The sequence below is a fragment of the Kutzneria sp. NPDC052558 genome, assembly GCF_044547355.1.
In the GTDB taxonomy this organism is placed as follows: Bacteria; Actinomycetota; Actinomycetes; order Mycobacteriales; family Pseudonocardiaceae; genus Kutzneria.
The window spans coordinates 13,722-35,436 of record NZ_JBIUAG010000047.1 but is presented as its reverse complement, the minus strand read 5'-3'; the positions used below and the strand labels follow the sequence as shown (position 1 = coordinate 35,436).

The 21,715-nt window shown below is 71.9% G+C and carries 19 protein-coding genes; 13 read left to right on the top strand and 6 right to left on the bottom strand.

Features of this window, described 5'->3' with window-relative positions; translation table 11 throughout:
* Positions 1 to 8 precede the first annotated feature (8 nt).
* Entirely contained in the window at positions 9 to 590 is a 582-nt protein-coding gene (locus ACIG5F_RS45275) for a CGNR zinc finger domain-containing protein (protein ID WP_396526453.1), read from the bottom strand.
* Between the two features lie 117 nt (positions 591 to 707).
* Between ACIG5F_RS45275 and ACIG5F_RS45270 the strand changes: the two genes are divergently transcribed.
* The 7 genes from ACIG5F_RS45270 to ACIG5F_RS45240 are packed head-to-tail and all read left to right on the top strand — an operon-like array spanning position 708 to position 7,990.
* Positions 708 to 1,424 carry an alpha/beta hydrolase gene (locus ACIG5F_RS45270; RefSeq protein WP_396526452.1) on the top strand — a complete coding sequence of 239 codons (717 nt, stop codon included), beginning with the start codon at positions 708 to 710 and terminating at the stop codon, positions 1,422 to 1,424.
* On the top strand, positions 1,421 to 3,157 hold the full coding sequence (locus ACIG5F_RS45265) for a rhodanese-like domain-containing protein (protein ID WP_396526451.1): 1,737 nt from the start codon (positions 1,421 to 1,423) through the stop codon (positions 3,155 to 3,157). The genes ACIG5F_RS45270 and ACIG5F_RS45265 overlap by 4 nt, the downstream gene beginning before the upstream one ends.
* Entirely contained in the window at positions 3,154 to 3,999 is an 846-nt protein-coding gene (locus ACIG5F_RS45260) for an ABC transporter permease (RefSeq protein WP_396526450.1), read from the top strand. Before ACIG5F_RS45265 ends, ACIG5F_RS45260 begins: the two co-directional genes overlap by 4 nt.
* A 1-nt stretch (position 4,000) precedes the next feature.
* Positions 4,001 to 4,699 carry an ABC transporter ATP-binding protein gene (locus ACIG5F_RS45255; protein ID WP_396526449.1) on the top strand — a complete coding sequence of 233 codons (699 nt, stop codon included), beginning with the start codon at positions 4,001 to 4,003 and terminating at the stop codon, positions 4,697 to 4,699.
* A gap of 15 nt (positions 4,700 to 4,714) precedes the next feature.
* Positions 4,715 to 5,674, top strand: coding sequence for an ABC transporter substrate-binding protein (locus ACIG5F_RS45250; RefSeq protein ID WP_396526448.1), 960 nt, complete (start codon positions 4,715 to 4,717; stop codon positions 5,672 to 5,674).
* A gap of 1 nt (position 5,675) precedes the next feature.
* Positions 5,676 to 6,665 carry an ABC transporter substrate-binding protein gene (locus ACIG5F_RS45245; RefSeq protein WP_396526447.1) on the top strand — a complete coding sequence of 330 codons (990 nt, stop codon included), beginning with the start codon at positions 5,676 to 5,678 and terminating at the stop codon, positions 6,663 to 6,665.
* Positions 6,662 to 7,990 carry an FAD-binding oxidoreductase gene (locus ACIG5F_RS45240; RefSeq protein WP_396526446.1) on the top strand — a complete coding sequence of 443 codons (1,329 nt, stop codon included), beginning with the start codon at positions 6,662 to 6,664 and terminating at the stop codon, positions 7,988 to 7,990. Before ACIG5F_RS45245 ends, ACIG5F_RS45240 begins: the two co-directional genes overlap by 4 nt.
* 5 nt (positions 7,991 to 7,995) lie before the next feature.
* Here ACIG5F_RS45240 and ACIG5F_RS45235 read toward each other — a convergent pair whose 3' ends face one another.
* From ACIG5F_RS45235 to ACIG5F_RS45225, 3 genes are all read right to left on the bottom strand, one after another.
* Positions 7,996 to 9,165, bottom strand: a complete 1,170-nt coding sequence (locus ACIG5F_RS45235; protein ID WP_396526445.1) for an acyl-CoA dehydrogenase family protein — start codon at positions 9,163 to 9,165, stop codon at positions 7,996 to 7,998.
* Positions 9,162 to 10,379 (bottom strand): LLM class flavin-dependent oxidoreductase, encoded by a 1,218-nt coding sequence (locus ACIG5F_RS45230; protein ID WP_396526444.1) that lies wholly within the window; start codon positions 10,377 to 10,379, stop codon positions 9,162 to 9,164. The genes ACIG5F_RS45235 and ACIG5F_RS45230 overlap by 4 nt, the downstream gene beginning before the upstream one ends.
* Before the next feature lie 117 nt (positions 10,380 to 10,496).
* Entirely contained in the window at positions 10,497 to 11,378 is an 882-nt protein-coding gene (locus tag ACIG5F_RS45225) for a LysR family transcriptional regulator (protein WP_396526443.1), read from the bottom strand.
* Between the two features lie 467 nt (positions 11,379 to 11,845).
* Here ACIG5F_RS45225 and ACIG5F_RS45220 point away from each other — a divergent pair, with 467 nt between their 5' ends.
* Genes ACIG5F_RS45220 through ACIG5F_RS45205 form a run of 4 tightly spaced genes read left to right on the top strand, consistent with a single transcriptional unit; the run spans position 11,846 to position 17,854 of the window.
* On the top strand, positions 11,846 to 12,976 hold the full coding sequence (locus ACIG5F_RS45220; protein ID WP_396526442.1) for a GNAT family N-acetyltransferase: 1,131 nt from the start codon (positions 11,846 to 11,848) through the stop codon (positions 12,974 to 12,976).
* A complete protein-coding gene (locus ACIG5F_RS45215; RefSeq protein ID WP_396526441.1) occupies positions 12,973 to 14,112 on the top strand; it encodes a hypothetical protein in 1,140 nt (379 codons plus the stop codon). Before ACIG5F_RS45220 ends, ACIG5F_RS45215 begins: the two co-directional genes overlap by 4 nt.
* Positions 14,112 to 16,616, top strand: coding sequence for an acyl-CoA reductase (locus ACIG5F_RS45210; RefSeq protein ID WP_396526440.1), 2,505 nt, complete (start codon positions 14,112 to 14,114; stop codon positions 16,614 to 16,616). Before ACIG5F_RS45215 ends, ACIG5F_RS45210 begins: the two co-directional genes overlap by 1 nt.
* Positions 16,616 to 17,854 (top strand): phenylacetate--CoA ligase family protein, encoded by a 1,239-nt coding sequence (locus tag ACIG5F_RS45205; protein ID WP_396526439.1) that lies wholly within the window; start codon positions 16,616 to 16,618, stop codon positions 17,852 to 17,854. The genes ACIG5F_RS45210 and ACIG5F_RS45205 overlap by 1 nt, the downstream gene beginning before the upstream one ends.
* A 181-nt stretch (positions 17,855 to 18,035) precedes the next feature.
* On the opposite strand, the gene ACIG5F_RS45200 is transcribed toward ACIG5F_RS45205, so the two are convergent.
* Together ACIG5F_RS45200 and ACIG5F_RS45195 are read right to left on the bottom strand one after the other, a co-directional pair.
* The gene (locus ACIG5F_RS45200; protein WP_396526438.1) at positions 18,036 to 19,406 is read right to left on the bottom strand and encodes an FAD-binding oxidoreductase; all 1,371 of its coding nucleotides are present in this window, start codon (positions 19,404 to 19,406) and stop codon (positions 18,036 to 18,038) included.
* Positions 19,407 to 19,423: 17 nt separating this feature from the next.
* Positions 19,424 to 19,789, bottom strand: coding sequence for a nuclear transport factor 2 family protein (locus ACIG5F_RS45195; protein WP_396526437.1), 366 nt, complete (start codon positions 19,787 to 19,789; stop codon positions 19,424 to 19,426).
* A 128-nt stretch (positions 19,790 to 19,917) separates the two neighbouring features.
* Here ACIG5F_RS45195 and ACIG5F_RS45190 point away from each other — a divergent pair, with 128 nt between their 5' ends.
* Positions 19,918 to 20,922 carry a zinc-binding alcohol dehydrogenase family protein gene (locus ACIG5F_RS45190; protein ID WP_396526436.1) on the top strand — a complete coding sequence of 335 codons (1,005 nt, stop codon included), beginning with the start codon at positions 19,918 to 19,920 and terminating at the stop codon, positions 20,920 to 20,922.
* Positions 20,919 to 21,611 carry an SDR family NAD(P)-dependent oxidoreductase gene (locus ACIG5F_RS45185; protein ID WP_396526435.1) on the top strand — a complete coding sequence of 231 codons (693 nt, stop codon included), beginning with the start codon at positions 20,919 to 20,921 and terminating at the stop codon, positions 21,609 to 21,611. The genes ACIG5F_RS45190 and ACIG5F_RS45185 overlap by 4 nt, the downstream gene beginning before the upstream one ends.
* The last annotated feature ends 104 nt before the right edge of the window (positions 21,612 to 21,715 follow it).

Genomic DNA, 21,715 nt, shown 5'->3' with positions numbered 1-21,715 from the left:
AGCGCCGGTCAGCGTGCCCGTACGGTGTGGCGCTGACGGTAGGTCGCGGAGCTGGCCTTCTCGCCGCAGGCGGCCATCGCGCACCAGCGGCGGGAGCCGGGCCGGGAGCGGTCGACGAAGTACAGCGAGCAGTCGTGGCCCAGACAGGCGCGGATGCGGTGCCCGTATCGGCCGCCGAACAGCTCGACGGCGTCCCTGGCCACGATGGAGATCACCGACGCCAGCGGCGCGGCGGCCGGCGGGCGCAGTGATTCGCCGTCCGGGGCGAGCAGCGACGGCGGCGGCCCGGCCAGCGCCGCGGCATTGACCACGGCGACCGCGTTGCGGGGCAGCCGCTTGCCGGCCACGCGGGCCCGGGTCATGCCGTGCAGGGTCTCCCGGAGTTCCCACACGGCGGTCATGTCGGCCGCCGTGACCGGCCCCTCGACCGCCGGCAGCCCGGCCACGTGCAGCCAGATCGCCAGCTCGGCCGGACCCTCGAGCAGCTCGCGGTCGCCCATGCCGCGTTTCGCCACGGTGGCCACGAAATCCAGGCACAGCGAGCCGGACCGGAACGGGAATCCCGCCCGGCGCAGGTCCTTGGTGGTCACCACCGGAATCGTCGAGGACACCGTCCTCTAGTACCTCAGCCGGGGCCGCTTGTCCAGGGCGTCCCACCCTGCGTGAGGGGTTTGACAACTCACGCGGCCGAGGCGACCCTCGACGCCGTGCGAGCGACCGCTCCGAAGAGCACCACGCCCCTGACCTTCGCCGAACCCACCGGCCTGAACCCCCGTGGCACGCTGGTCGTGCTGCCGGGTCGCGGCGAGCAACCCGGCCTGTACGAGCGGTTCGGCCGCCGGCTGGCCACCGACGCCTACCGCGTGCACGTGCTCGGCGAGTCGGCCGAGGACGTCGAGATCAAGGCCCTGCTGGACGAGGGCACGCCGGCGCCGGTGGTGCTGGTCGGCTCCGACACCGGCGCCCTGCGCGCGCTGCGGCTGGCCGCCGCCGGCACGCTCCGGGTCGACGGCCTGGTGCTGGCCGGCCTGCCCGACGCCGAGTCCACAGTGGACGTCGACGCGGACGCCGAGCCGGAGCTTCGGGCCTCCTGTCCGAACCACCAGAAGCTGCTACGGGACGAGAACCTGGTGCGGGCCGGCGCGCTGGCCGACTTCCCGGCGGCGCTGCGCGAGCCGGTCGACCTGTCGGCCGTGACGGTTCCCGTGCTCGGCCTGCACGGCGACAACGACGCCGTCAGCCCGGTCGACCGGGCCCGCGACACCTACGCGGCGCTCGCCCACGGCCGGCTGTCGACGGTGGCCGACGGCCGCCACGACGTGCTCAACGCCGCCAACCACCGCAGTGTCGCCGCGACCGTGGTCCTGTTCCTGGAGCGGCTGCGGCTCGGTCCCGAACTTCCCGAGGTCGTGATCCCGACATGAGCAGATACGTGATCATCGGCGCCGGCGCGGTCGGCGCCACGCTGGCCGCCGAGCTGCGGTCGGCCGGGCTGCCGGTTGTGGTCGTCGCCCGCGGCGCGAACCTGGATGCCTTGCGGTCCAACGGTTTGCGCTACATCCGCCCGGACGGCGAGCGCCGGGTCGAGCTCGACGTCGTCGGCGGTCCGGCCGAGGTCGAGCTCGCTCAGGACGACGTGCTGGTGCTGGCGACCAAGTCCCAGGACACCGAGGAGGTCACCCGCGCCTGGGCCCACGCGGCGCACCTGCCGATCGTCGTGGTGCAGAACGGGTTGGAAAACGAGCGGGTGGCGCTGCGCCGCTTCGAGCACGTCTACGGCGCGGTGGTCTGGGTGCCCAGCAGCCACCTGCGGCCGGGCGAGGTCGTGTCGCCCGGCGAGCCGGCCGCCGGCGCGCTCCAGCTCGGCCGCTACCCCGGCGGCGTGGACGACCGGATCCACGCCATCGCCGAGGACTTCGCCAAGGCCGGGCTGATCACCGAGGTCGTGCCGGACATCCAGCGGTGGAAGGCCGGCAAGCTGTTCGGCAACCTGGTCAACGGGCTCGACGCCCTGTACCGGCCGAGCCCGCTGCGGGCGGCGGCGGACCGGGCGCTGCGCCGAGAGGCCCGCATCGCGCTGGCCGCCTTCGAACCGACCCGGTACTCCCCCGGCCTGTCCATCGCGACCATCCCGGGCCATGAGCGCGGCGGCAGCTCGACGTGGCAGAGCCTGACCCGCGGCGCACCGCCGGAAACCGACTACCTCAACGGCGAGATCGTGTTGCAGGCGCGGCTGAACGGCCACCGCGCCCCGTACAACGAGGCCCTGATCGAACGGCTGCGGCGGGCCGGCGACCGGCCGCCGGGAACGCTCGACGACGCCGATCTCCTGGCCACTCTGCCGGATCTGGCCCGCCGGGACGTGCTGGTGACGGCGTCGGAACTGCACGACCTGATCGAGGCCGGGGCCGCCCCGACCTTGCTGGACGTCCGCTGGGCCCTCGGCGATCCCGACGGCCACCGGCACTACCTCGACGGGCACATCCCCGGCGCGGTCTACGTCGACCTGGACACCGAGCTCGCCGGCCACGGCGAGCCCGCCGACGGACGGCATCCGCTGCCGGACATCGCCGCCCTCCAGGCCGCCGCGCGCCGATGGGGCGTGACCACCGGGAAAGCCGTGGTGGCCTACGACAACAGCGGCGGAACCGCCGCCGCCCGGGCCTGGTGGCTGCTCAAGTGGGCCGGTGTCGAGGACGTCCGCCTGCTGGACGGCGGGCTCGACGCCTGGCGGCGCAAGAGGTCCACTGTGGACGTTCATCCCCAGGCCGGCGATATCGTGCTCACCGCCGGCAATCTGCCCACGCTCACCGCCGATCAGGCCGCGAGCGTGCCGGTGCTGCTGGATGCCCGGGCCGCCGAGCGGTATCGCGGCGAGGTCGAGCCAGTGGACCCGCGTGCCGGTCACATACCCGGCGCGATCTCCGTGCCGACCGCCGGAAACCTCGCCGCCGACGGCACTTTCCGGACCACCGAGGAGCTGCGCCGCCGGTTCGCCGCGTTCGACGGCGAAGTCGGCGTCTACTGCGGTTCCGGCGTCACCGCCGCGCACGAGATCGCCGCGCTGGCGGTGGCCGGCATACCGGCGGCGCTGTATCCGGGCTCGTGGTCGGCATGGTCCAACGACCCGTCGCGACCGGTGGAGGTCGGCGAATGAGCACCGTGTCGTCCACCCGACCGCCGGCCCCGGCCCTCGACCTCGTGACGATCGAACCGGAGCACGCCCGCCGCCGGTGGAGCCCGCCGCGTCCGCTGCGCCGCGCCGCCGGACCGGTCGCCACCCTGCTGCTCTGGTACGTGCTCAGCGCCACCGGAGTGCTGGCGCCGGACGTGCTGGCCGGGCCCGGCGTGGTGTTCGGCAAGGCGCTGAGCATGATCGCCGACGGCGAGCTGCCGACCGCGATAGCCGTGTCCGCGCAACGGGTTCTGTTCGGCTTCCTGATCGGCGCGGCCGCCGGCCTCGCCCTGGCGCTGGCCGCCGGCCTGTTCCGGCTCGGCGAGGACCTCGTCGACGCCACCGTCGGCATGTTCCGCACGCTGCCGTGGGTCGGCCTGATCCCGCTGTTCATCATCTGGTTCGGCATCAACGAGGAGCCCAAGATCGCGCTCGTCGCGCTTGGCGTGTCCTTTCCCATCTACTTCAATGTGTACGCCGGCATCCGCGGCGTGGACGCGCAGCTGGTGGAGGCCGGCCGGGTGCTGGGCCTGACCCGCTGGGGCCTGGTCCGGCACGTGGTGCTGCCCGGCACGGTGCCCAGCGCCCTGGTCGGCCTGCGCTACGCGCTCGGCACGGCCTGGCTGGCGCTGGTGTGGGCCGAGCAGGTCAACGCCTCGCAGGGCATCGGCTACCTGATGAACAACGCCCAGCAGTTCTTCCAGACCGACGTGATCGTGGTCTGCCTGGTCACCTACGCCGTGCTGGGCCTGCTCTGCGACCTGGTCGTCCGGCTCGGCGGCAAGTACCTGCTGGCCTGGCGCTCGTCCTTCGAAGGGGCCTGACATGACCGCCGTGCGCATTCGGGGCCTGACCAAGACCTTCGGCGACCGGGCCGTGCTCGACCGGCTCGACCTCGACGTCCGGCCGGGCGAGTTCGTGGCCCTGCTTGGCCGCAGCGGCTGCGGCAAGAGCACGCTGTTGCGCATCCTGGCCGGCCTGGACCGGGAGATCGACGGCGAGGTGACGGTGCCGCGCCGGCACGCCGTCGCCTTCCAGGCGCCCCGGCTCATGCCGTGGAAACGCGTGTGGCACAACGTGGTTCTCGGCCTGCCGGGCCGCCCGGACCGGGCGCTCGCGCAGCGGTACCTGGACGAGGTCGGGCTGTCGGCCAAGACCACCGTCTGGCCCAAGACGCTGTCCGGCGGCGAGGCGCAGCGCGTGTCGCTGGCCCGGGCGCTGGTCCGCGAGCCGGATCTGTTGTTGCTGGACGAGCCTTTCGGCGCGTTGGACGCGCTGACCCGGGTCAAGGCCCAGCAGCTGGTCGCCCAGCTCTGGCAGCGGCACGGCTGCGCGGTGCTGCTGGTGACGCACGACGTCGAGGAAGCGCTGCTGCTCGCCGACCGCGTGCTGGTGATGGACGGCGGGGTGATCGCCCACGAGGTCGCCGTGGACCTGGACCGGCCCCGCGACATCGGCCACCCCCATCTTGTCGGCCTGCGGGCCGAACTGCTCGGCCGGCTCGGCGTGACCGCCCCGGTCTGATCTTCAGGGAGAACCATGTTCAGCACAAGGATTCTGGCCGTGGTCGCCGCCGCCCTGCTGGCCGCCGGCTGCGCGAGCTCGCAGGGCGCCGAGTCCGGCCAGGTCACCCTGACACTAGGTGACCAGGCCAATGGGTTGCAGACGCTGCTCAAGGCGGCCGGCACCCTCGACGGCGCGCCGTACCAGGTGAAATGGGCCGAGTTCCAGGGCGCGGCCCCGCTGTTCCAGGCCATGCAGAGCGGCAGCGTGGACACCGGCACGGCGGCCGACCTGCCCACCCTGGCCGCGATCAGCGGCAAGCTGCCGATCAAGCTGGTGGCCGCCCTGCGCAGCGGCGGAGCCGGCACGGTCATCCTGGTGCGGGACGAATCCCCGGTCCACACGGTCGCGGACCTCAAGGGCAAGACCGTCGTCGTCTCATCGGCCCGGGGCAGCATCGCCGAGTACCTGCTGGCCACCGCGCTGCAACAGGCCGGCCTGAAGTACTCGGACGTCACCGTGCAGTTCGTGCTGCCGACCGCCGCGCAGGCGGCGTTCAACTCCGGGCAGACCCAGATCTGGGCGACCTTCGACCCGTACGGCTCGATCGGCGTGGCCTCCGGCGGGCGGGTGCTGGTGGACGGGCAGGACGGCCGGGTCAGCGGCATCGGCTTCATCTCGGCCGCGCAGTCCTCTTTGGACAATCCGGCCAAGAAGGCGGCCATCGCCGACTTCCTGACCCGGCTGGCCAAGGCCGAGGACTGGGCCAGCAGCCACCAGGACCAGTACGCGGCCATCTACGCCAAGACCAACGGCGTGGCCGCGCCGATCGCCGCCAAGGTCGTCGCCCACGGCAGCACCCGGCTCGGGCCGGTGTCGCCGGACGTCGTGTCCAAGGTGCAGGCCGTGTCCGACCTGATGCACCAGATCGGCTCGCTGCCGGTGGACGTCAAGGTCGCCTCGGTCGCCGACAGCACCGTCTACCAGGGGAGCTGACATGCGCGCCAGAACCGTCGCCGCCGTCCTCGCGCTCGCGGTCCTCGTCTCGGCCTGCGGCGCCACCGCGGCTTCCACCGACACCGGTTCGTCGGTGACGCTCCGGGTCGGGGCCACCGGCTGGACGCAGGCGCAGGCCGCGCTGGCGGTCGCCGGGCTCGACCAGACCCCGTACAAGGTGGAGTGGTCGGTGTTCTCCGGCGGCGACAAGCAGTTGCAGGCGTTGCAGGCCGGCGCGCTGGACGTCACCGAGACCAGCGAGATCCCGCCGATCTTCGCCGCGGCCGGCGGCAGCCCCAAGTTCAAGGTGGTCGCCGTGCAGCAGGCCAACACCCTGCTCCAGGAGGTCGTGGTCGGGCCGGGCTCGCCGATCACCGTCATCGCGCAGCTCAAGGGCCGCAAGGTCGGCTACGTGCAGAACACCACCGCCCAGTACTTCCTGGACAAGCTGTTGGAACAGAACGGTCTGCACTGGTCGGACATCACGGCCGCGCCGCTGAGCCCCAACGACGGCGTGACCGCGCTGCACAGCGGCGCGATCGACGCGCTGGCCAGCTACGGCAACTCGATCATCACCGTGCACCGGGACGGCGGCCGGACCATCGGCAGCGGCAAGGACATCCTGTCCGGCAACTTCCCGTGGGAGGCGTCCACCGAGACCATCGCCGACCCGGCCAAACGACAGGCCGCCGCCGATCTGCTGGCCCGGATCGACAAGGCGTACGCGTACATCCGCGACGGCCACGAGCAGGCCTTCGCGCAGAAGACCGCCGACGCCACCCACCAGACCCTGGCCGACGCGCTCAGCCAGTTCCACGACGGCGAAGCCCAGCGCCCCAGCAGGCTCGTGCCGACCAGCGCCGCCGCGATCGCCTCCCAGCAGGCCGTCGCCGACGTGTTCACCGATTTGAAGGTGTTGCCGCGCAAGATAGACACGGCGTCGTTCTGGACCGACGAGGTCAACGCCGACCTGACGAAGGCCCTCGGATGAGCGTGACCGCGCTGCGGGCGGCGCTCGGCGACCGGGTGCTGGTCGACTCGCTCGACGACTACCGGCACGACCGCTCGGGCTGGGAGCCGCCCGGTCGGCCGTCGGCGGTCGTGCTGGCCCGGGATGTCGCCGACGTGCAGACGACGCTGCGGATCGCCCACGAGCACCGGACACCGGTGGTCGTGCGCGGGGCCGGCACCGGGCTGTCCGGCTCGGCCACCGCCGTCGACGGCGAGATCGTGTTGTCCACCAAGGGATTGGACGCGATCACCGACCTGTCGCCGGTCGACCAGACCGCCGCCGTGCAACCCGGCGTGATCACCGCCGACCTCGACCGCGCCGCCATCGCGCACGGCCTGCGGTACGCCCCCGATCCCGGCAGCGTCGAGATCTCGACCATCGGCGGCAACATCGCCACCAACGCCGGCGGCCTGCGCTGCGCCAAGTACGGCGTGACCGGGGATTCCGTGCTGGGACTGGATGTCGTGCTCGCCGACGGCACGCTGCTCAGCACCGGCCGGCGGACCGTCAAGGGTGTCACCGGATACGACCTGACCAGCCTGTTCGTCGGCTCCGAGGGCACGCTCGGCGTTGTGGTCGGGGCGACCGTCCGGCTGCGGCCGACGCCCCCGGCGACCGCGACCGTCGCCGCCTACTTCGACTCGGTGGCGGCTGCCGCCGCGGCCAGCATCGCCATCGGGACGGCCGGCATCCAGCCGTCCGTGGCCGAGCTGCTGGATTCCGTCACGCTGTCGGCCCTCGGGCTCCAGGACCGCGGCGCGGCCCTGCTGCTCGTGCAGGTCGATGGCTACGGCGCCCGCGCCGAAGCCGACGCGGTGGTCGCCGCCGTCTCACCGCACGCGGTCGACGTCACCGCGACCGATGACCCGACGGTGGCCGACGAGCTCGTGTCCGCGCGGCGGCTTGTGCTGCCGTCACTGGAAAAGCTGGGGCGGGTGCTGATCGAGGACATCGCCGTGCCCCGCTCCCGCCTCGCCGACGCCGTCGTGGCCGTCGGGGAGATCGCCGCCCGGCACGGCGTCACGGTGGCGACCCTCGCCCATGCCGGGGACGGCAACCTCCACCCCATCTTCGTCGTCGACCGCGCCGAACCGGCCGTGCCGGACGTCGTGTGGACCGCGGCGGAGGAGGTCTTCCGCCTCGCGCTGCGCCTCGGCGGCACGCTCACCGGGGAACACGGCGTCGGACTGCTCAAGCGGCGCTGGCTGGCCGACGAACTCGGCGCCACCGGGATCGCGGTGCAGCGGGACGTCAAGCGCCTGTTCGATCCGCACGGAATCCTCAACCCGGGCAAGGTGTTCTAGGGACTCTAGCCGAGCACCCGGCGGCCGGCCGCCGCCAACGCGGCGTCCTCCTGCGGCGGATGGACCCGCACGCACAGCACGTCACGCAGGTGCCGCTCCAAGGAGTTCCGCCGCGACAGCCCCGGATTCCCCAGCGCCGCAACCGCGGTCTGCACGGCCGCGACAACCGCGCGGGCGATCGCCACCTTGATCACCGACAGCTGCGGCAGCACCGTCTGATCGCCGGCCTCGATGAGCAGCAACGCCCCGTGCAGCAGGGTTTCCGCCTGGGCGATCTGGAGATCGATCTCGCCGGCCACCGCCTGGATCCGCTCCGTGGTGGCGATGGGCCGCCCCAGCGCCGCCGGCACCCGGGACCGGGCGAAGTCGGCGAACGCCCGCCGCGCGGCCCGGGCCACACCGAGGTACAGAGCCGGATGCCCGAAGCTGTTGGGGCCGGCGGCAGCGGCCGGGTCCCGGTAAACCCCGTCCGCGCCACGGGGAATCTCCACGAACGCGTCCTCGGGCACCAGAACCCCGTCGTACACGACATCATGCGTGTTGGAGGCACGCAGCCCGAGGTGGTCCCAGGTGTCGATCCACGTGATGCCGGCCCGGTCCCCCGGCACGATCACGTGCCCGACGCGCGGCGAGTCCGGGTCGCCGCCCGGCTCGTCGGCCACCACCCACACCACGTGGTAGGCCAGCGCCGGCCCGCCGGTGGCGTAAGCCTTGTGCCCGTTGACGATCCAGCCCGAGGAGGTGCGCAGGGCAGTCGTCCTGGGCAGGCCGCCACGGGCCGGCGCGCCGAGTTCCGGCTCGGCCCGGATGGCGTTGATCGGCGAGGGTTCGACCGCCGAGCGGGCCAGCGCTTCCTCGTAGAGGCCGACGGGCCAGTGGGCGTTGGCGGCTTGGGAAGCGTGCGCCATCAACGTGTTCGCCGCGATCAAGGCAACCGACGGGTCGCCCTCGCCGAGCGCGGTGAGGATGCGCGCCGTCTCGCGCGGGCCGGCCCCGGCGCCGCCGTACTGACTTCCGACAGTGGCGGTCAGAAGCCCGGCTCGGTGGACAACTTCCAGTCCACGGACCGGAATGGCTCCGCTCTGGTCGTACTCCGCCGCCGTCTCCGCGAGTTGAGCCGTCACGGCCGCGAGGGCCTCGTCGCTGAGATCCAGGGCGGGAACGATCCGCGTCACGCCTGGCCCGCCGTCGCGTGCCGCCGGTATTCCTCGGTGTAGTTGCCGAGATGCTCGGCCTGCAGGGTGCCCCGCCGGCCGGTCGCCTCCCGGTGGGCCAATTCCTGCCGTACCAGGGGAAGAATGTGCCGCCCGTAGTCGACGGCGTCGGCCAGCGTGTCGTAGCCGCGGATGCTCACCAGGTCCGCGCCGCGGTCGACGTAGTCGAGGATCGCGGCCGCCACGGTCTCCGGCGAGCCCACCAGCGCCGTCGACGCCCCGGCGGCGTTGGTGACGGCGGCCGTCCGCGTCCACAGCGCGCGGTCGTACAGCTCGGCTCGTTCGGCGAACGCCAAAGCCCGCTGGGATCCGACGTTCTGCGGCGAACCCGACTGGAAACGCTGCTTGCCGTAGGCGGCCTTGCCGAAGGTGTCGGCGATCCGGGCCACGTACTCGTGGGCCTTGCGCCAGGCCAGTTCGTCGGTCTCGGCGACGATCGGCCGGAACGTCACCCAGATCCGGGGCAGCGTGGTCCGCCCGGCGGCCCGGGCGATCGCATGCACCCGGTCGATCTCGCCGCGCAGGTCGGCCAGCGGCTCGCCCCAGAAGCTGAAGATGTCCGCCTTCTCGCCGCCGACCTGGAACGCCTCGTCGGACTGGCCGCCGATGGAGATCGGGATCGGCCGCTCGTACGGGGCGAACCCGGGCCCGAAGTCGTCGAACCGGTAGAACTCCCCGGCGTGGCTGAACGGGGCCGGCTCGGTCCAGGCCCGGCGCAGCAGGTCGATGTACTCCGAGGTGCGGGCGTAGCGGCGGTCCTTGGGCAGGTAGTCGCCCTGGCGGGCCTGCTCGGCGTCGCTGCCGCCGGAGATCAGGTGCACCACCGCGCGGCCCTCGGTGAGCTGGTCCAGGGTGGCTAGCTTCTGCGCGCCCACCAGCGGAAACGTGGTGTTGGGCCGGAGCGCCACGATCGGCCTGATCCGCTCGGTGAGCTGGCCGACCGCCGAGGCGACGACGAAGGAGTCCGCGCCGGCCGCGCCGTAGGGCAGCAGCGTGTAGTCGAAACCGCCGTCCTCCAGCGCCCGGACGTAGGTGCGGAAGTACTTCAGGTCGATGCCCCGGGTGGGGATCGGGTTCAGCTCCGTCGAGGGGTTGAGGTGCGACAGGCTGATGAACTCGACCTTCCGGGCAGCGGTCGCCGGAATCGCCTGGTCGAAGGAAGGCGCGCTGGTCATGGCGGTTCCGATCCCCTTGTCTGCCGTGCTGTGGGCCGCTCTCGCACCGTAGGTCGGCGGCGGGCGGGCCGTCCAAGACAAGTGCGCGATGAGTTCCGATAGCCCCGCCTTATCGGATCACGCGCCCGCGGGCACGAGGCGAAGATGGGGCCGCTGCTGGAAGAACTGCACGCCGGCCGCGAGCGCCGCCTGCTCCACGTCGGCGGCCAGCCCTCGCCGGGCGACCATCCGCAGGTGCACCGTGCCGGCGTCGGGCAGCTCGCCGCGCACGGTCAGGCCCGACGGGCGACCGCCGGCGTTGGGCAGCAACGCGACGCCGAGACCGGCCCGGACCCCGGCCAGCACCCCTTCGAGCGTGGTGGACTGGGCGACGACCTCGATGCCGTGTCCTTCGTCGCCGAGGAGCGAATGGGCTCGCTCGCGCAGTCCGCACGGTTCCTCGAACGCGATCAGCGGCCACGGCCGGCCCGGGGCGGGCGGCTGCCAGCCGGCGGCCGCGTACCAGACCAGCGGCAGTTCGCCGACAAGATGCCCCGCGCCCCGACCGCCGGGGTCGAGCACGAACGCGAAGTCGACCGTGCCCTTGCCGACCGCCTCGGCCAGCTGCGTGGACCGGCCGATCTCGAATCGCGTCGCGCAGTCGGGAAACGCCGCCCGCAGCGCGCGGATCATCTCCGGCAGGATCTGCCCGGCGCTGTGCTCGGTGGAGCCGACCACGATCGTCCGGCCCTGCTCGGCGGCCAGCCGCCGCAGCGCGGCGTCGTGGACCTCGATGATGCGCCGCGCCTCGGCCAGCACCTGCTCGCCGGCCGAGGTCAGGCGCATGTTCCGCCCGTCCCGCTCGAACAGCTTGCGCTTGAGGCCCCGTTCCAGCAGCCGCACATGCTGGCTCAGCGCGGGCTGGCTGATGCGCCGCACCGCGGCGGCCCGGTTGAAGCCGCCGCACTCCGCGATCGCGACCAGCGTGCGCAGGTGTTCGAGATCGAGCGATGCCGTCATCCCCCGATTACAGCCGATCCCGGCCCCGCCCGGGCCGGCCGACCGCCATGTGGGAATCTCGCCGCCCGGTCTTGCCGCACGCCGCGCGGCCAGTGCTCCCGCCATGTGGACATCGCCGTTCGCACGGGGTGGGCACCGGCGCGCGCCTATGACACCGCCGGATCGACGGCGACCGGGAATTGCAACCCTTGCCCATGCGCCGGCGACGATTCCGGTAATCGCGAATTCGGAACGTAACGTCCGACACAGCGACGCGGCGCACATTCCGGGTACATTCGGGAAACCCGCGCCGGTAACAACGTGCACCCGCCTGTCGCCCAGGTCACAAATACAATCGATCGCGGCGATGTCGGAGATTTCAACGATTGCCGCGACAACGACTACTAGGGAAATTCACACGTGGCCGCTGGTACATTCTCTCGGGGCTCTTCATGGGCAAATCGAGGGAAAGGCGATCGAGGTGACGCGTGTTCGCACGGGCCGAGCTGGCTGATATCGGGGATCTGCTCCAACTGTACCGCCGGGTGTACGGGACCAGCTACGCGCTGCCGCTGGGCACCGACCCCGAGGTGATGGCGGCGGAGATCGCCTCGGACCGCACGATCTGGCTGGTGGCCCGGGATCCGGCGACCCACCGGCTGCTGGCCTCGATCATGGCCACCGTCGATCCCGCCGACCGCATGGGCAAGCTCCAGGGCCTGGTCGTCGACCCCGAGCACCGGCGCGGCGGCATCGCCCACGACGCGGTCGGCACGCTCGCCGACATGGTGCTGGCGCAGGGACTGGCCGATTCGGTGTACGGCACCGCCCGCACGACGTCGACCGCGCCGCAACGGATCTGCCAGCGCAACGGCTTCCACGCCATGGGCATCTTCCCCAACCTGCGCAAGGCCGACCGGCACGAGACCATGGTGCTGCTGACCCGCTACCGCGAGGGCGTGCTCGACCAGCGGCACCCGGTCGCCCGGGTCCCGGCCGAGCTGGCCGGCCTGATCGACGCCGTCGAGCAGCAGATCCCGTGGCGGCGCCGGCCGGAGATCGCCGCCGCGCCCACGGCGAGGCCGGTCCCCGCGCCGACTCCGTCCACTGTGGAGCTCGTGGACGCGCCTCGGTTCGTGCTCAAGCGGTTCGACGAGATGGTCACCGACCCGGTGCGCCGGTTCTACCCGTTCCACACGCCCAACGTGATGCTCACCGACACCGAGGCCGGCTACGAGCTCTACGCCCACCTCAGCCCGGGCGACGGCTACTGCACGCTGGTCGGCGCGGCCCCGACGCCGATGGCGGTGGCCGACCACCTGGACCGGATCATCACGCAGCTGAACAACTTCGGCGCCTACTACGTCGAGTCGCTGGTGCCGATGGACGCGTTCGAGGAGCTGACCGCGTTGCTGGGCAACGGCTTCCTGCCGGTGGCGGCCTATCCGGCGATGCGCCGGGACGGCGAGCTGTTCCGCGACTACGTGGTGATGGCGCGGACCATGCAGCCGCTGGACTTGCGCGGTCTGGCCATCGACAACGCCTTCCGGCCGTTCACCGAGCAGTACATCGACCTCTGGAAACAGCAGTACCTCAACACCCACGGAGTCTTCCGGTGAACCGCTTCCTCGGGCCGGTGACCGTGCCCGATCCGACCGCCCTGGCCGACGTGCAGCGACTGTGCGACGTGGCCGAGGGCTACACCCACGACGACGACCTGTTCCTGCGGGCCATGAACGAGTCCAACGCCTGGCACGCCGAGCGTTCGCCGTTGTTCGCCTCGCTCTACGGCGACCGCGGGCCGATCGGCGAGCTGTCCGAGCAACCGTTCGTGCACGCCAACTTCTTCAAGATGCACCAGGTCGTCTCAGTGCCCGAGAAGGACGTCCGGGCCCACATGACTTCTTCGGGCACTACCGGCCAGAAGTCGCAGATGCACTTCGACGACTGGACGCTGGGCGCGGGCCGGCGCATGGTCGCGCGACTGTTCGAGCACAACGGCTGGATCAGCGACGACCCGGTGAACTACCTGCTCTACTACTACCAGCCGCAGCCCGGCCTCCAGCTGGGCACCGCCGCGACCGGGCAGCTGACCTGCCAGTTCGCACCGGCCAACGCCACCGAGTACGGCCTGCCCAACACCGGCGCCGGCCACGAGTTCGACCCGTTCGGCGCGATCCGGGCGCTGCTGCGCTTCGCCGCCGACGGCCGGCCGGTGCGGATCTTCGGCTTCCCGTCGTTCCTGGCCTTCACCCTGGACCGGATGCTGGCCACCGGCGTGCCGACGATCGAGCTGCCCCAGGACTCGCTGGTCATGCTGGGCGGCGGCTGGAAGGGCAACGCGGACAAGCAGATCGGCAAGCCCGAGCTGTACCGACGGATTCACGAGCAGCTGGGCATCGCCGAGGACCGGATCCGCGACAGCTTCGGCTCCGTCGAGCACTCCGTGCCCTACTTCGAATGCAGTGGCCACAGCATGCACGTGCCGAGCTGGTCGCGGGTGCTGATCCGGTCGGTGCGGACCCTGGAACCGTTGCCGTACGGCGAAAAGGGCTACCTCCAGTTCCTCTCCCCCTACATCACCTCAGCCCCGGCGCAGAGCGTGCTGATGGGTGACCTGGCTTCGCTGCACCCGGCCGAGGAGTGCGGCTGCGGTCTGTCCACGCCGTGGTTCACGGTGCACGGGCGGGCCGGGGTCAGCCGCAACCGCAGCTGCGCGATCGCCGCGGCCGAGATGCTCAAGGGACGGTCGTGATGCATTACTGGCAAGGGGAATGGGTCGACGACGCGGCGGCCGACAAGCGGCTGGACACGCTGGCCGACTGCGCGCAGCGGGTGCTGGCCGGTCCGCCGCCCGGCCCACTGGTCGTGCTGAACGCCTGCGACCGGCTCGGACGCGAACTGCTCGACCCGGCCTCGCCGGTGCGGGAGCGGCTGGTCGCGCGGCTGCGCGAGTGGGACCTGCCCGAGGACGAGGTGCAGCGCACCTTCACCGACCTCGCGTCCGCACTGGACCGGGAAGCCTTGGAGCGCAAGGTGTTGCGCGAGCTGGGCGATCTGGACCCGGCCCGGTTGGCGCGGTTCGACCTGCGTGAGCCGGTGTTCGAGGCGTGGGTGCCGGTCGGCCTGCTGGTGCACTTCGCGCCGGGCAACGCCCCGGCCGCCGGCGCGCTGAGCGCGTTGGAGGGCCTGCTGGCCGGCAATCTCAACGTGGTCAAGACCAGTGGCGACGACTCGTCGTTCACCGCCGAACTGCTGGCGGCGCTGGCCGAGCAGGACGTGAGCGGCACGCTGGCCGAGCGGCTGATCGTGCTGCGCTGCCCGTCGAGCCGGCGGGACTGGCTGGTGCGGATGTGCGAGCCGGCCGACGCCGCCGCCGCGTGGGGCGGCGAGGAAGCCCTTGCCGCCGTGGCCGAACTGCTGCCCGCCGGCTGCCGGCTGATCGACTGGGGCCCGAAGCTCTCGTTCGCCTACCTGACCGCCGACACCTGGACCGACGGCCCGACGCTGGCCGCCGTGGCCGCCGACGTGTGCCGGCTGGACCAGCAGGCGTGCTCAAGTCCGCAGGTCATCTACCTGGACACCGCCGACAAGGCCGAGGTTTTCGCCTTCGCCGAGCGGTTCGCGCCGGTGCTGGCCGAGGTCGGCGCGCGGACGCAGCCGCGGGAGCCCAGCCAGCAGGAGTGGGCGGAGATCACCAACACCGTGCTGGTGACCGGCCTCGAACAGCATCTGGGGCTGACCAAGGTGATCGAGGACCCGGACGGCGGCTGGCGGGTGCTGGCCGACACCAGGTCGGCGCTGCGGGCCTCGCCGCTGTACCGAACGGTGTGGGTGAAGCCGTTGCCACGCAACGAGATCGCGGCGGTGCTGCGCCCGATGCGGCGCTACCTCCAGACGGTCGGCCTCGCGGCGGATCGTCCGGACACCGCGGCCCTGGCCCGGTTGTTCGTCGGCATCGGCGCGCAGCGGATCACGATGCCGGGCGAGATGCTGTCCAGCTACCACGGCGAGCCGCACGACGGCGTGTACGCGTTGCAGCGCTACAGCCGCCGAGTCGACGTCCAGCTGGACAAGCGGTTCCGCACGGACGCCTGCCTCGACGACCTCATCGGGTCCCGTGAGCTGCCGGCCCCGCGCGTGGCGATCACCGGCAAGGGCGAGTTCGAGCAGCTGCAAGGCGATCTGAGCCGGGCCGACGTGTTCTTCCACAGCGGCGGCAGCTCCGGCAAGCCCAAGCTGTCGGCGTTCAGCTGGGACGACTACCACGAGCACATGCGCTTCGGGGCCGAGGGACTGCTGGCCGCCGGCCTCGACCCGAGCACCGACCGCGTGATGAACCTGTTCTACGCCGGGCACCTCTACGGCGGGTTCACCAGCTTCTTCTCCACACTGGAAGTCATGGGGGCCAAGCAGTTCCCGATGGGCGCGCAGCCGGCGGCCCAGCTGGAGGTCGCGCAGTCCATTGTGGACCACGAGGTGGACACACTGGTCGGCATGCCCAGCAACCTGTTCTCGCTGTTCACCGAGGGGGCCGAGATCCTGGGCGCCTACCGGGGCGTGCGCAAGATCTTCTACGGCGGCGAGCACTTCTCCCAGCGGCAGCGCGATATCCTGACCGAGCGGTTCGGCGTCGAGGTGATCCGCTCCGCGGTCTACGGCAGTGTCGACGGCGGTCCGCTGGGCTACCAGTGCGAGCACTCCCCCAACCGCGTGCACCACCTGTTCACCGGCGTGCACACGCTGGAGATCATCGACGCCGAGCGGGACGAGCCGGTCGGGCCCGGGCAGACCGGGCGGCTGGTGTTCACCGCGCACACCCGGCGCGGGCAGCGCCTGGACCGCTACGAGATCGGCGACCTCGGCCGCTGGCTGGCCGAACCCTGTCCGTGCGGGCGGCGCACGCCCCGGTTCGAGCTGCTCGGCCGCACCGGCGACGTGTTCCGCATCGGCCCCAACTTCCTGAACTACCGCCGTTTTGTCGCCGTGGCCGAGGACTTCGGCCACACCGGCGCGCTCCAGATCGTGCTCGGCGAGAGCGGCGACCGGGAGAGCCTGACCATCCGGCTGGAGCGGGGGTGCGCGCCCGAGGACGCCGCCGAGCGCTTCTTCGCCGGCTACGAGGACCTGCGGACCATGCTGAAGCTGACCGATCTGGTGTCGGTGGACGTGGAACTGTTGCCGGTCACCGAGTTCGACCACGCCGCCGGCAGCGGCAAGCTGCGCGCGGTCGTCGACACCCGAACGAGGAACACGTGATGCTGTCTGAGCTGGTCGCGTTCGCGCGCGAGAACTCCCCGTTCTACCGGGACCTCTATGCCGGGCTGCCGGCCAAGGTGGCCCTGACCGACCTGCCGTTGATCGACCACGCCGCATTCTGGGCCGCGAACACCGTGCACGACAACACCTTGCGGACCGGCCCGCACACCGACGGCATCGTGTTCAAGACCGGCGGCACCACCAGCGCGCCGCGGATCTCGGTCTACACCAGGCCGGAGTGGCGGGAGATGGCCACCACGTTCGCGAGCGGGCTGCCCGCCGCCGGCGTGCGCGCCGGCGACCGCGTGGCGAACCTGTTCTACGCCGGCGAGCTGTACTCCAGCTTCGTCTTCACCCTCAACCTGTTCCAGGTCGCGCCGGTCGACACCGTGCAGCTGCCCATCGCCGGCGGGGCGGACCCCGAGTTCGTCGTGCGGGCGCTGACCGAGTTCAGCGCCACCGTGCTCGCCGCCCCGCCGACCTCGCTCTGCCAACTGGCCCAACACGTTCGCGACACCGTGGGCTCGCTGCCGGACGTCCGGGTCGTGCTGTTCAGCGGCGAAGCCTTCTACGGCGACCAGCGGGCCCTGCTGGCCTCGGCGTTCCCCAACTCCTCCGTGCGGTCCATCGGCTACGCCAGCGTCGACGGCGGCATCCTCGCCGCGCCAGTCGACGGCGAGCCTGATTCCCGTGTGCACCAGGCGTTCGCGCCGTCCCGGCTGTTGGAGATCCTCGACCTCGAGACCGGCGAACCCGTCACCACCCCCGGCCAGGCAGGCCGGGTTGTCGTCACCGACCTGGTGCGGCGGCTCCAACCCGTCATCCGTTACCCCGTCGGCGACCTCGCCGAGTGGGTCGATCCCGCGGCGGGCACGTTCCGGCTGCTCGGTCGCTCGGACGAGGGCGCCCGCGTCGGGCCCGTCACCCTGTACCTGGACGATCTTCGGTCCATCGTCGAGCAGGCCGTCGGGCCCGTCAGCGGCATGCAGGTGGTGCTTCGCCGGCAGGACGCCAAGGACCAGCTCGTGCTGCGGCTGGCCGGCAGCGGATGCGGCGACTCCATCGCCACGCGGCTTTCCCAGGCACGGCCGATGTTCGCCGACCACGTCCGGCGGGGCCTGATCCAGCCGCTGGCCGTCGAGTGGGTCCGGACGACGGACCTGCGCACCAATCCGCGCACCGGCAAGCTGGTTCGCCTGCTCGACGAACGCGGCGTGAATGACGGGATCGTTGGATGACGGCGTGACATCGCAAGAGTCCTTACCGGACAACGGTCTTCCGATCAAGACTGCAGTGTGAAACTGCCGGTCGCAGTCGCCGAGCACTACGCACTTCTGCGTATTCACCGTCGGCGGTGATCCACGCGCCCCGCACTCGACAGACCAGCAATGCTTGCTTGCGCGCTCAAGTTCTTGGTGGTCAGTGGAGGTTGAGCTTCGCCTCGTCGTCGATCAGGTAGCCGCAGAACCGGCGGCTCGGGTCCCGGGCGAGGCGGATCTCCCGCAGGCGCTCGAAGTTGTCGTCGGCGACGAAGCGGTCGCCGCGCCGGGTGAAGTCGGTGTCGCCGAGATAGACGCCCTTGCCGAAGTCGGCGGCGAGTTCGGCGGTGGCGCCGTGCACGAAGTCGGCCAGGGGCTCGTCCAGGGTGGGGTCGTCGTAGCAGACGTAGGTGGAGACCAGACCGGTTCCCTCGACGGAGAAGGCCATGTCAGGCAGCTCCCCCGACGGCGACCAGCCGTACCACATGGACCAGGAACGCTCGGTGGGCAAGGTGGCCCAGAACTCCCGCAGCCGGGGTGCGAGCGTCGCGGCCGGGGCGTCGGTCCAGGTGCAGTCGACGCGCCAGCGGAAACCCTCGGGGTTCTGCGGGGAGAGCAGCGCGTTCTGCTCAGGAATGCTGGTCCCGCCACGCACGCGACCGAGGTGGCGGACCGGGCACGCGTCGAAGGCAGCCAGCAGCGGCGCGATCTCGGCCTCGGAGTCTCCGATGGCGGTGGTGTGCATGATCACGATGGTGCCCTCGGGCCGGGAGACGCCGGCGTCGAGCGGAACCTCGGGCTGTCGGGTGGCGATCAGGATGGGCTCCACCCGACGGTCGAGCGCGGGCAGGATCCGTTGCAGCCAGGCCAGAAGCTCGTCGAGATCCGCGAGACGGAACGTCCTCGTGTCCTGTGCGAAGGCCGGCCGCGCGAACGTGCGGAGGTGGAATCGCGTGATGACACCGGGAAAACCCGGTCCGGCGCCGCGGGCGGCCCACAGCAGGTCCGCGTTCTCGTGCGCGCTGGCCCGGACCTTGCGACCGTCGGCGAGCACGACGTCGATGGCCTCGATGCTTTCGCAGGACCACCCGTAGTGCCGGGTCTGCCAGCCCATCCCGCCCTGCAACAGGAAACCGCCGAGCCCCACGGATTCACAGTGCCCCACCGGGAAGAACCGCCCCCGCTCGGCCAGGAACGGGTCCAACTCGGTCGCGCCGGCCACGGCCGGCGTCGCCGTGACGATGTTCGTCGCCGGGTCGAACGCCATGTCCTTCATCGCGCCGAAGTCGATGAGCAGCGCGTCGTCGCGGACACCCCAGCTCGCCCAGGAGTGGCCGCCGGCGCGGACGGACACCGGCCAGCCTTCCGCAGCGGCCAGCTTCACTCCGGCAACCACGTCGTCCTCGTCGGCCGGCCGCAGCACCGCGGCGGGCATCCGGCTGCTCAGGCGTCGGTTGAACACGTGCCCGACGCGCAGCTCCTCGTAGCGGGCGTCGCCCCGCCGGGCGAAGGTTCCTGCGAATTCCGCCATCGTGCGCTCCGTTGTGCTCAGGCGAAGACCGGCGTCATGTCCATGAAGATCTGGTACCTGGCGATCAGGCCGTCGTCGGTCAGGTCGAAGATGTTCGCGCAGGGCAGCACCAGCTGGCCGCCGTCGTGCCGGGTGTAGGTGACCCGCAGCTCGACGAGGACGGTGTCGCCGACCCGCCAGGCCCGCAGGACCTCGTGGCCGATGCCGGCGATCGCCTGCTCGAACCAGCGCACCGCGGCACGGACGCCGTCCCGGCCGGCCGCCGGGTTGTCGTTGACGCTGACCAGCACGCCGTCCGGCGCCATCCGCGCGGCCACGCCGTCGGCGTCAAACCGGTCCACGAACTCGAACAGGGACTCTGCCCAGCGATACGGGTCCGTCATGGCTTGCCTCCGGGTCTATCTTCTCATGTGTCGAGTATTCGACGCAGGCGAAGACATGTCAACCGGGCGCGTGGTAGCCTCGGCTGAGTTAGCTGTCCGAGACAGTTATTTGCCTCAAGGAGTGTCACGTGAAAGCGATCCAGTTGACGGAGCAGGGCCCGGCCGAGGTGTTGCGGCTGGTGGACCTGCCCGACCCGGTTCCCGGACCGGGACAGGTGGTGATCCGAGTGGCGGCGGCCGCGGTCAACTTCTCGGACGTGATGCGTCGCCGCGGCGACGTCTACCCGGTCCCGACGACGCCGCCGTTCGTGCCCGGCGCCGAGGTGGCCGGCACCATCGCCGCGGTCGGCGAGGGGGTCGACCTCGAACTCGGCACGCGGGTGTTCGGCATGGTCGGCGCCGACGCCTCCGGCGGCTACGCGGAGCTCGCCCTCGCCTACGCCAACGGCCTGATCCCGGTCCCGGCCGGGCTCGACCTGGACGTCGCCGCCGGCATCATCGTCACCGGCCTGGCCGCCACGGTGATGCTCGGCGACGCCGCCAAGCTCGCCCCGGGCGAGACGGTGTTCGTGCCGGCGGCGGCCGGCGGGCTCGGCAGCTACGCCGTGCAGATCGCCAAGCTGCTCGGCGCGGGCACGGTCATCGCCGGGGCCAGCACGGCCGAGAAGCGCGAGATCGCGCTCAAGCTCGGCGCCGACCACGCCGTGGACTACACCAAGCCGGGCTGGACCGACGAGGTCCGCGAGCTCACCGGCGGCCGCGGTGTCGACGTGGCGCTGGAGATGCGCGGCCCGGCCAGCCTGGCCGAGACGCTGACGATCCTGGCGCCGTTCGCCCGGCTCGTCGTCTACGGCTCGGTCTCCGGCTCCGTCGAGGGCTTCGACCCCAAGTCGCTCGAGCCGCTACTCTACGACCCCGCGCCCAGCCAGGTCCTCACCGGCTTCAACCTGGGCGTGTGGTTCGAACACCGGCTGCCCGAGGTGGGGGCATCGCTGGAGCGGCTGGTCCGCTGGGTGGCCGGCGGCGACGTCGCCACGCCCGCAGTGCAGGCGCTGCCGCTGAGCGAGGCCACGCAGGCGCACCGGCTGCTGGAAACCGGCGCCACGACAGGAAAGCTCGTGCTGAAGCCATGACCGCCGAACGGGTGGCGGTGGTCACCGGCGGCGCCGGCGCGATCGGATCGGCGATCGTGCAGGCGCTGCGGACGACCAGGCATCGCACCGTCGTGCTCGACCGCGACGGTGACGTTGCGGTCGATCTCGCGGACGAGCAGTCCACCCGGCGGGCGGCGGCGGAGGTCCTCGACCGGCACGGCCGCTGCGACGTGTTCGTGCACTGCGCGGGCGCGTTCGACGTGGCCGCGCTGGCCGATCTCACCGCCGAGACCTGGCGGCGCGTCCAGGCCGTCAACGTCGAGTCGGCGTTGTGGCTGGCGCAGGCCTTCACACCCGGTATGGCCGAGCGCGGGGTCGGTCGCATCGTGTTCATCACGTCGGACACGCTCTGGGATCCGCCTACCCCGGTGCTGCTGCCGTACGTGGCGAGCAAGGGCGCGTTGATCGGGATCATGCGATCCCTGGCCCACGCGCTCGGGCCGGACGGCATCGCGGTGACCGCCGTCGCGCCCGGCCTCACCGACACGCCGGGCTCGCGCACCGTCAACACCGAGGAGCAGTTCGACGCGGTGGTCGCCCGGCAGGCCCTCAACCGGCGGCTCACGCCGGACGACACGGCGGCCGCGGTCGCCTTCCTGGCCTCGACCGGCGGCGCGGCCCTGACCGGGCAGGTCCTCTGCGCCGACGGCGGGGCGGTCCTCCGCTAAGACGGGCGGGGGGGGGTGCCCGCCCCGCCACCCCCCCCCCCCCCCCCAACCCCGGGGCCCCGGAGGGGGTGTTTGCCCCGGGGGGGGTGGCCCCCCCCCCCCCG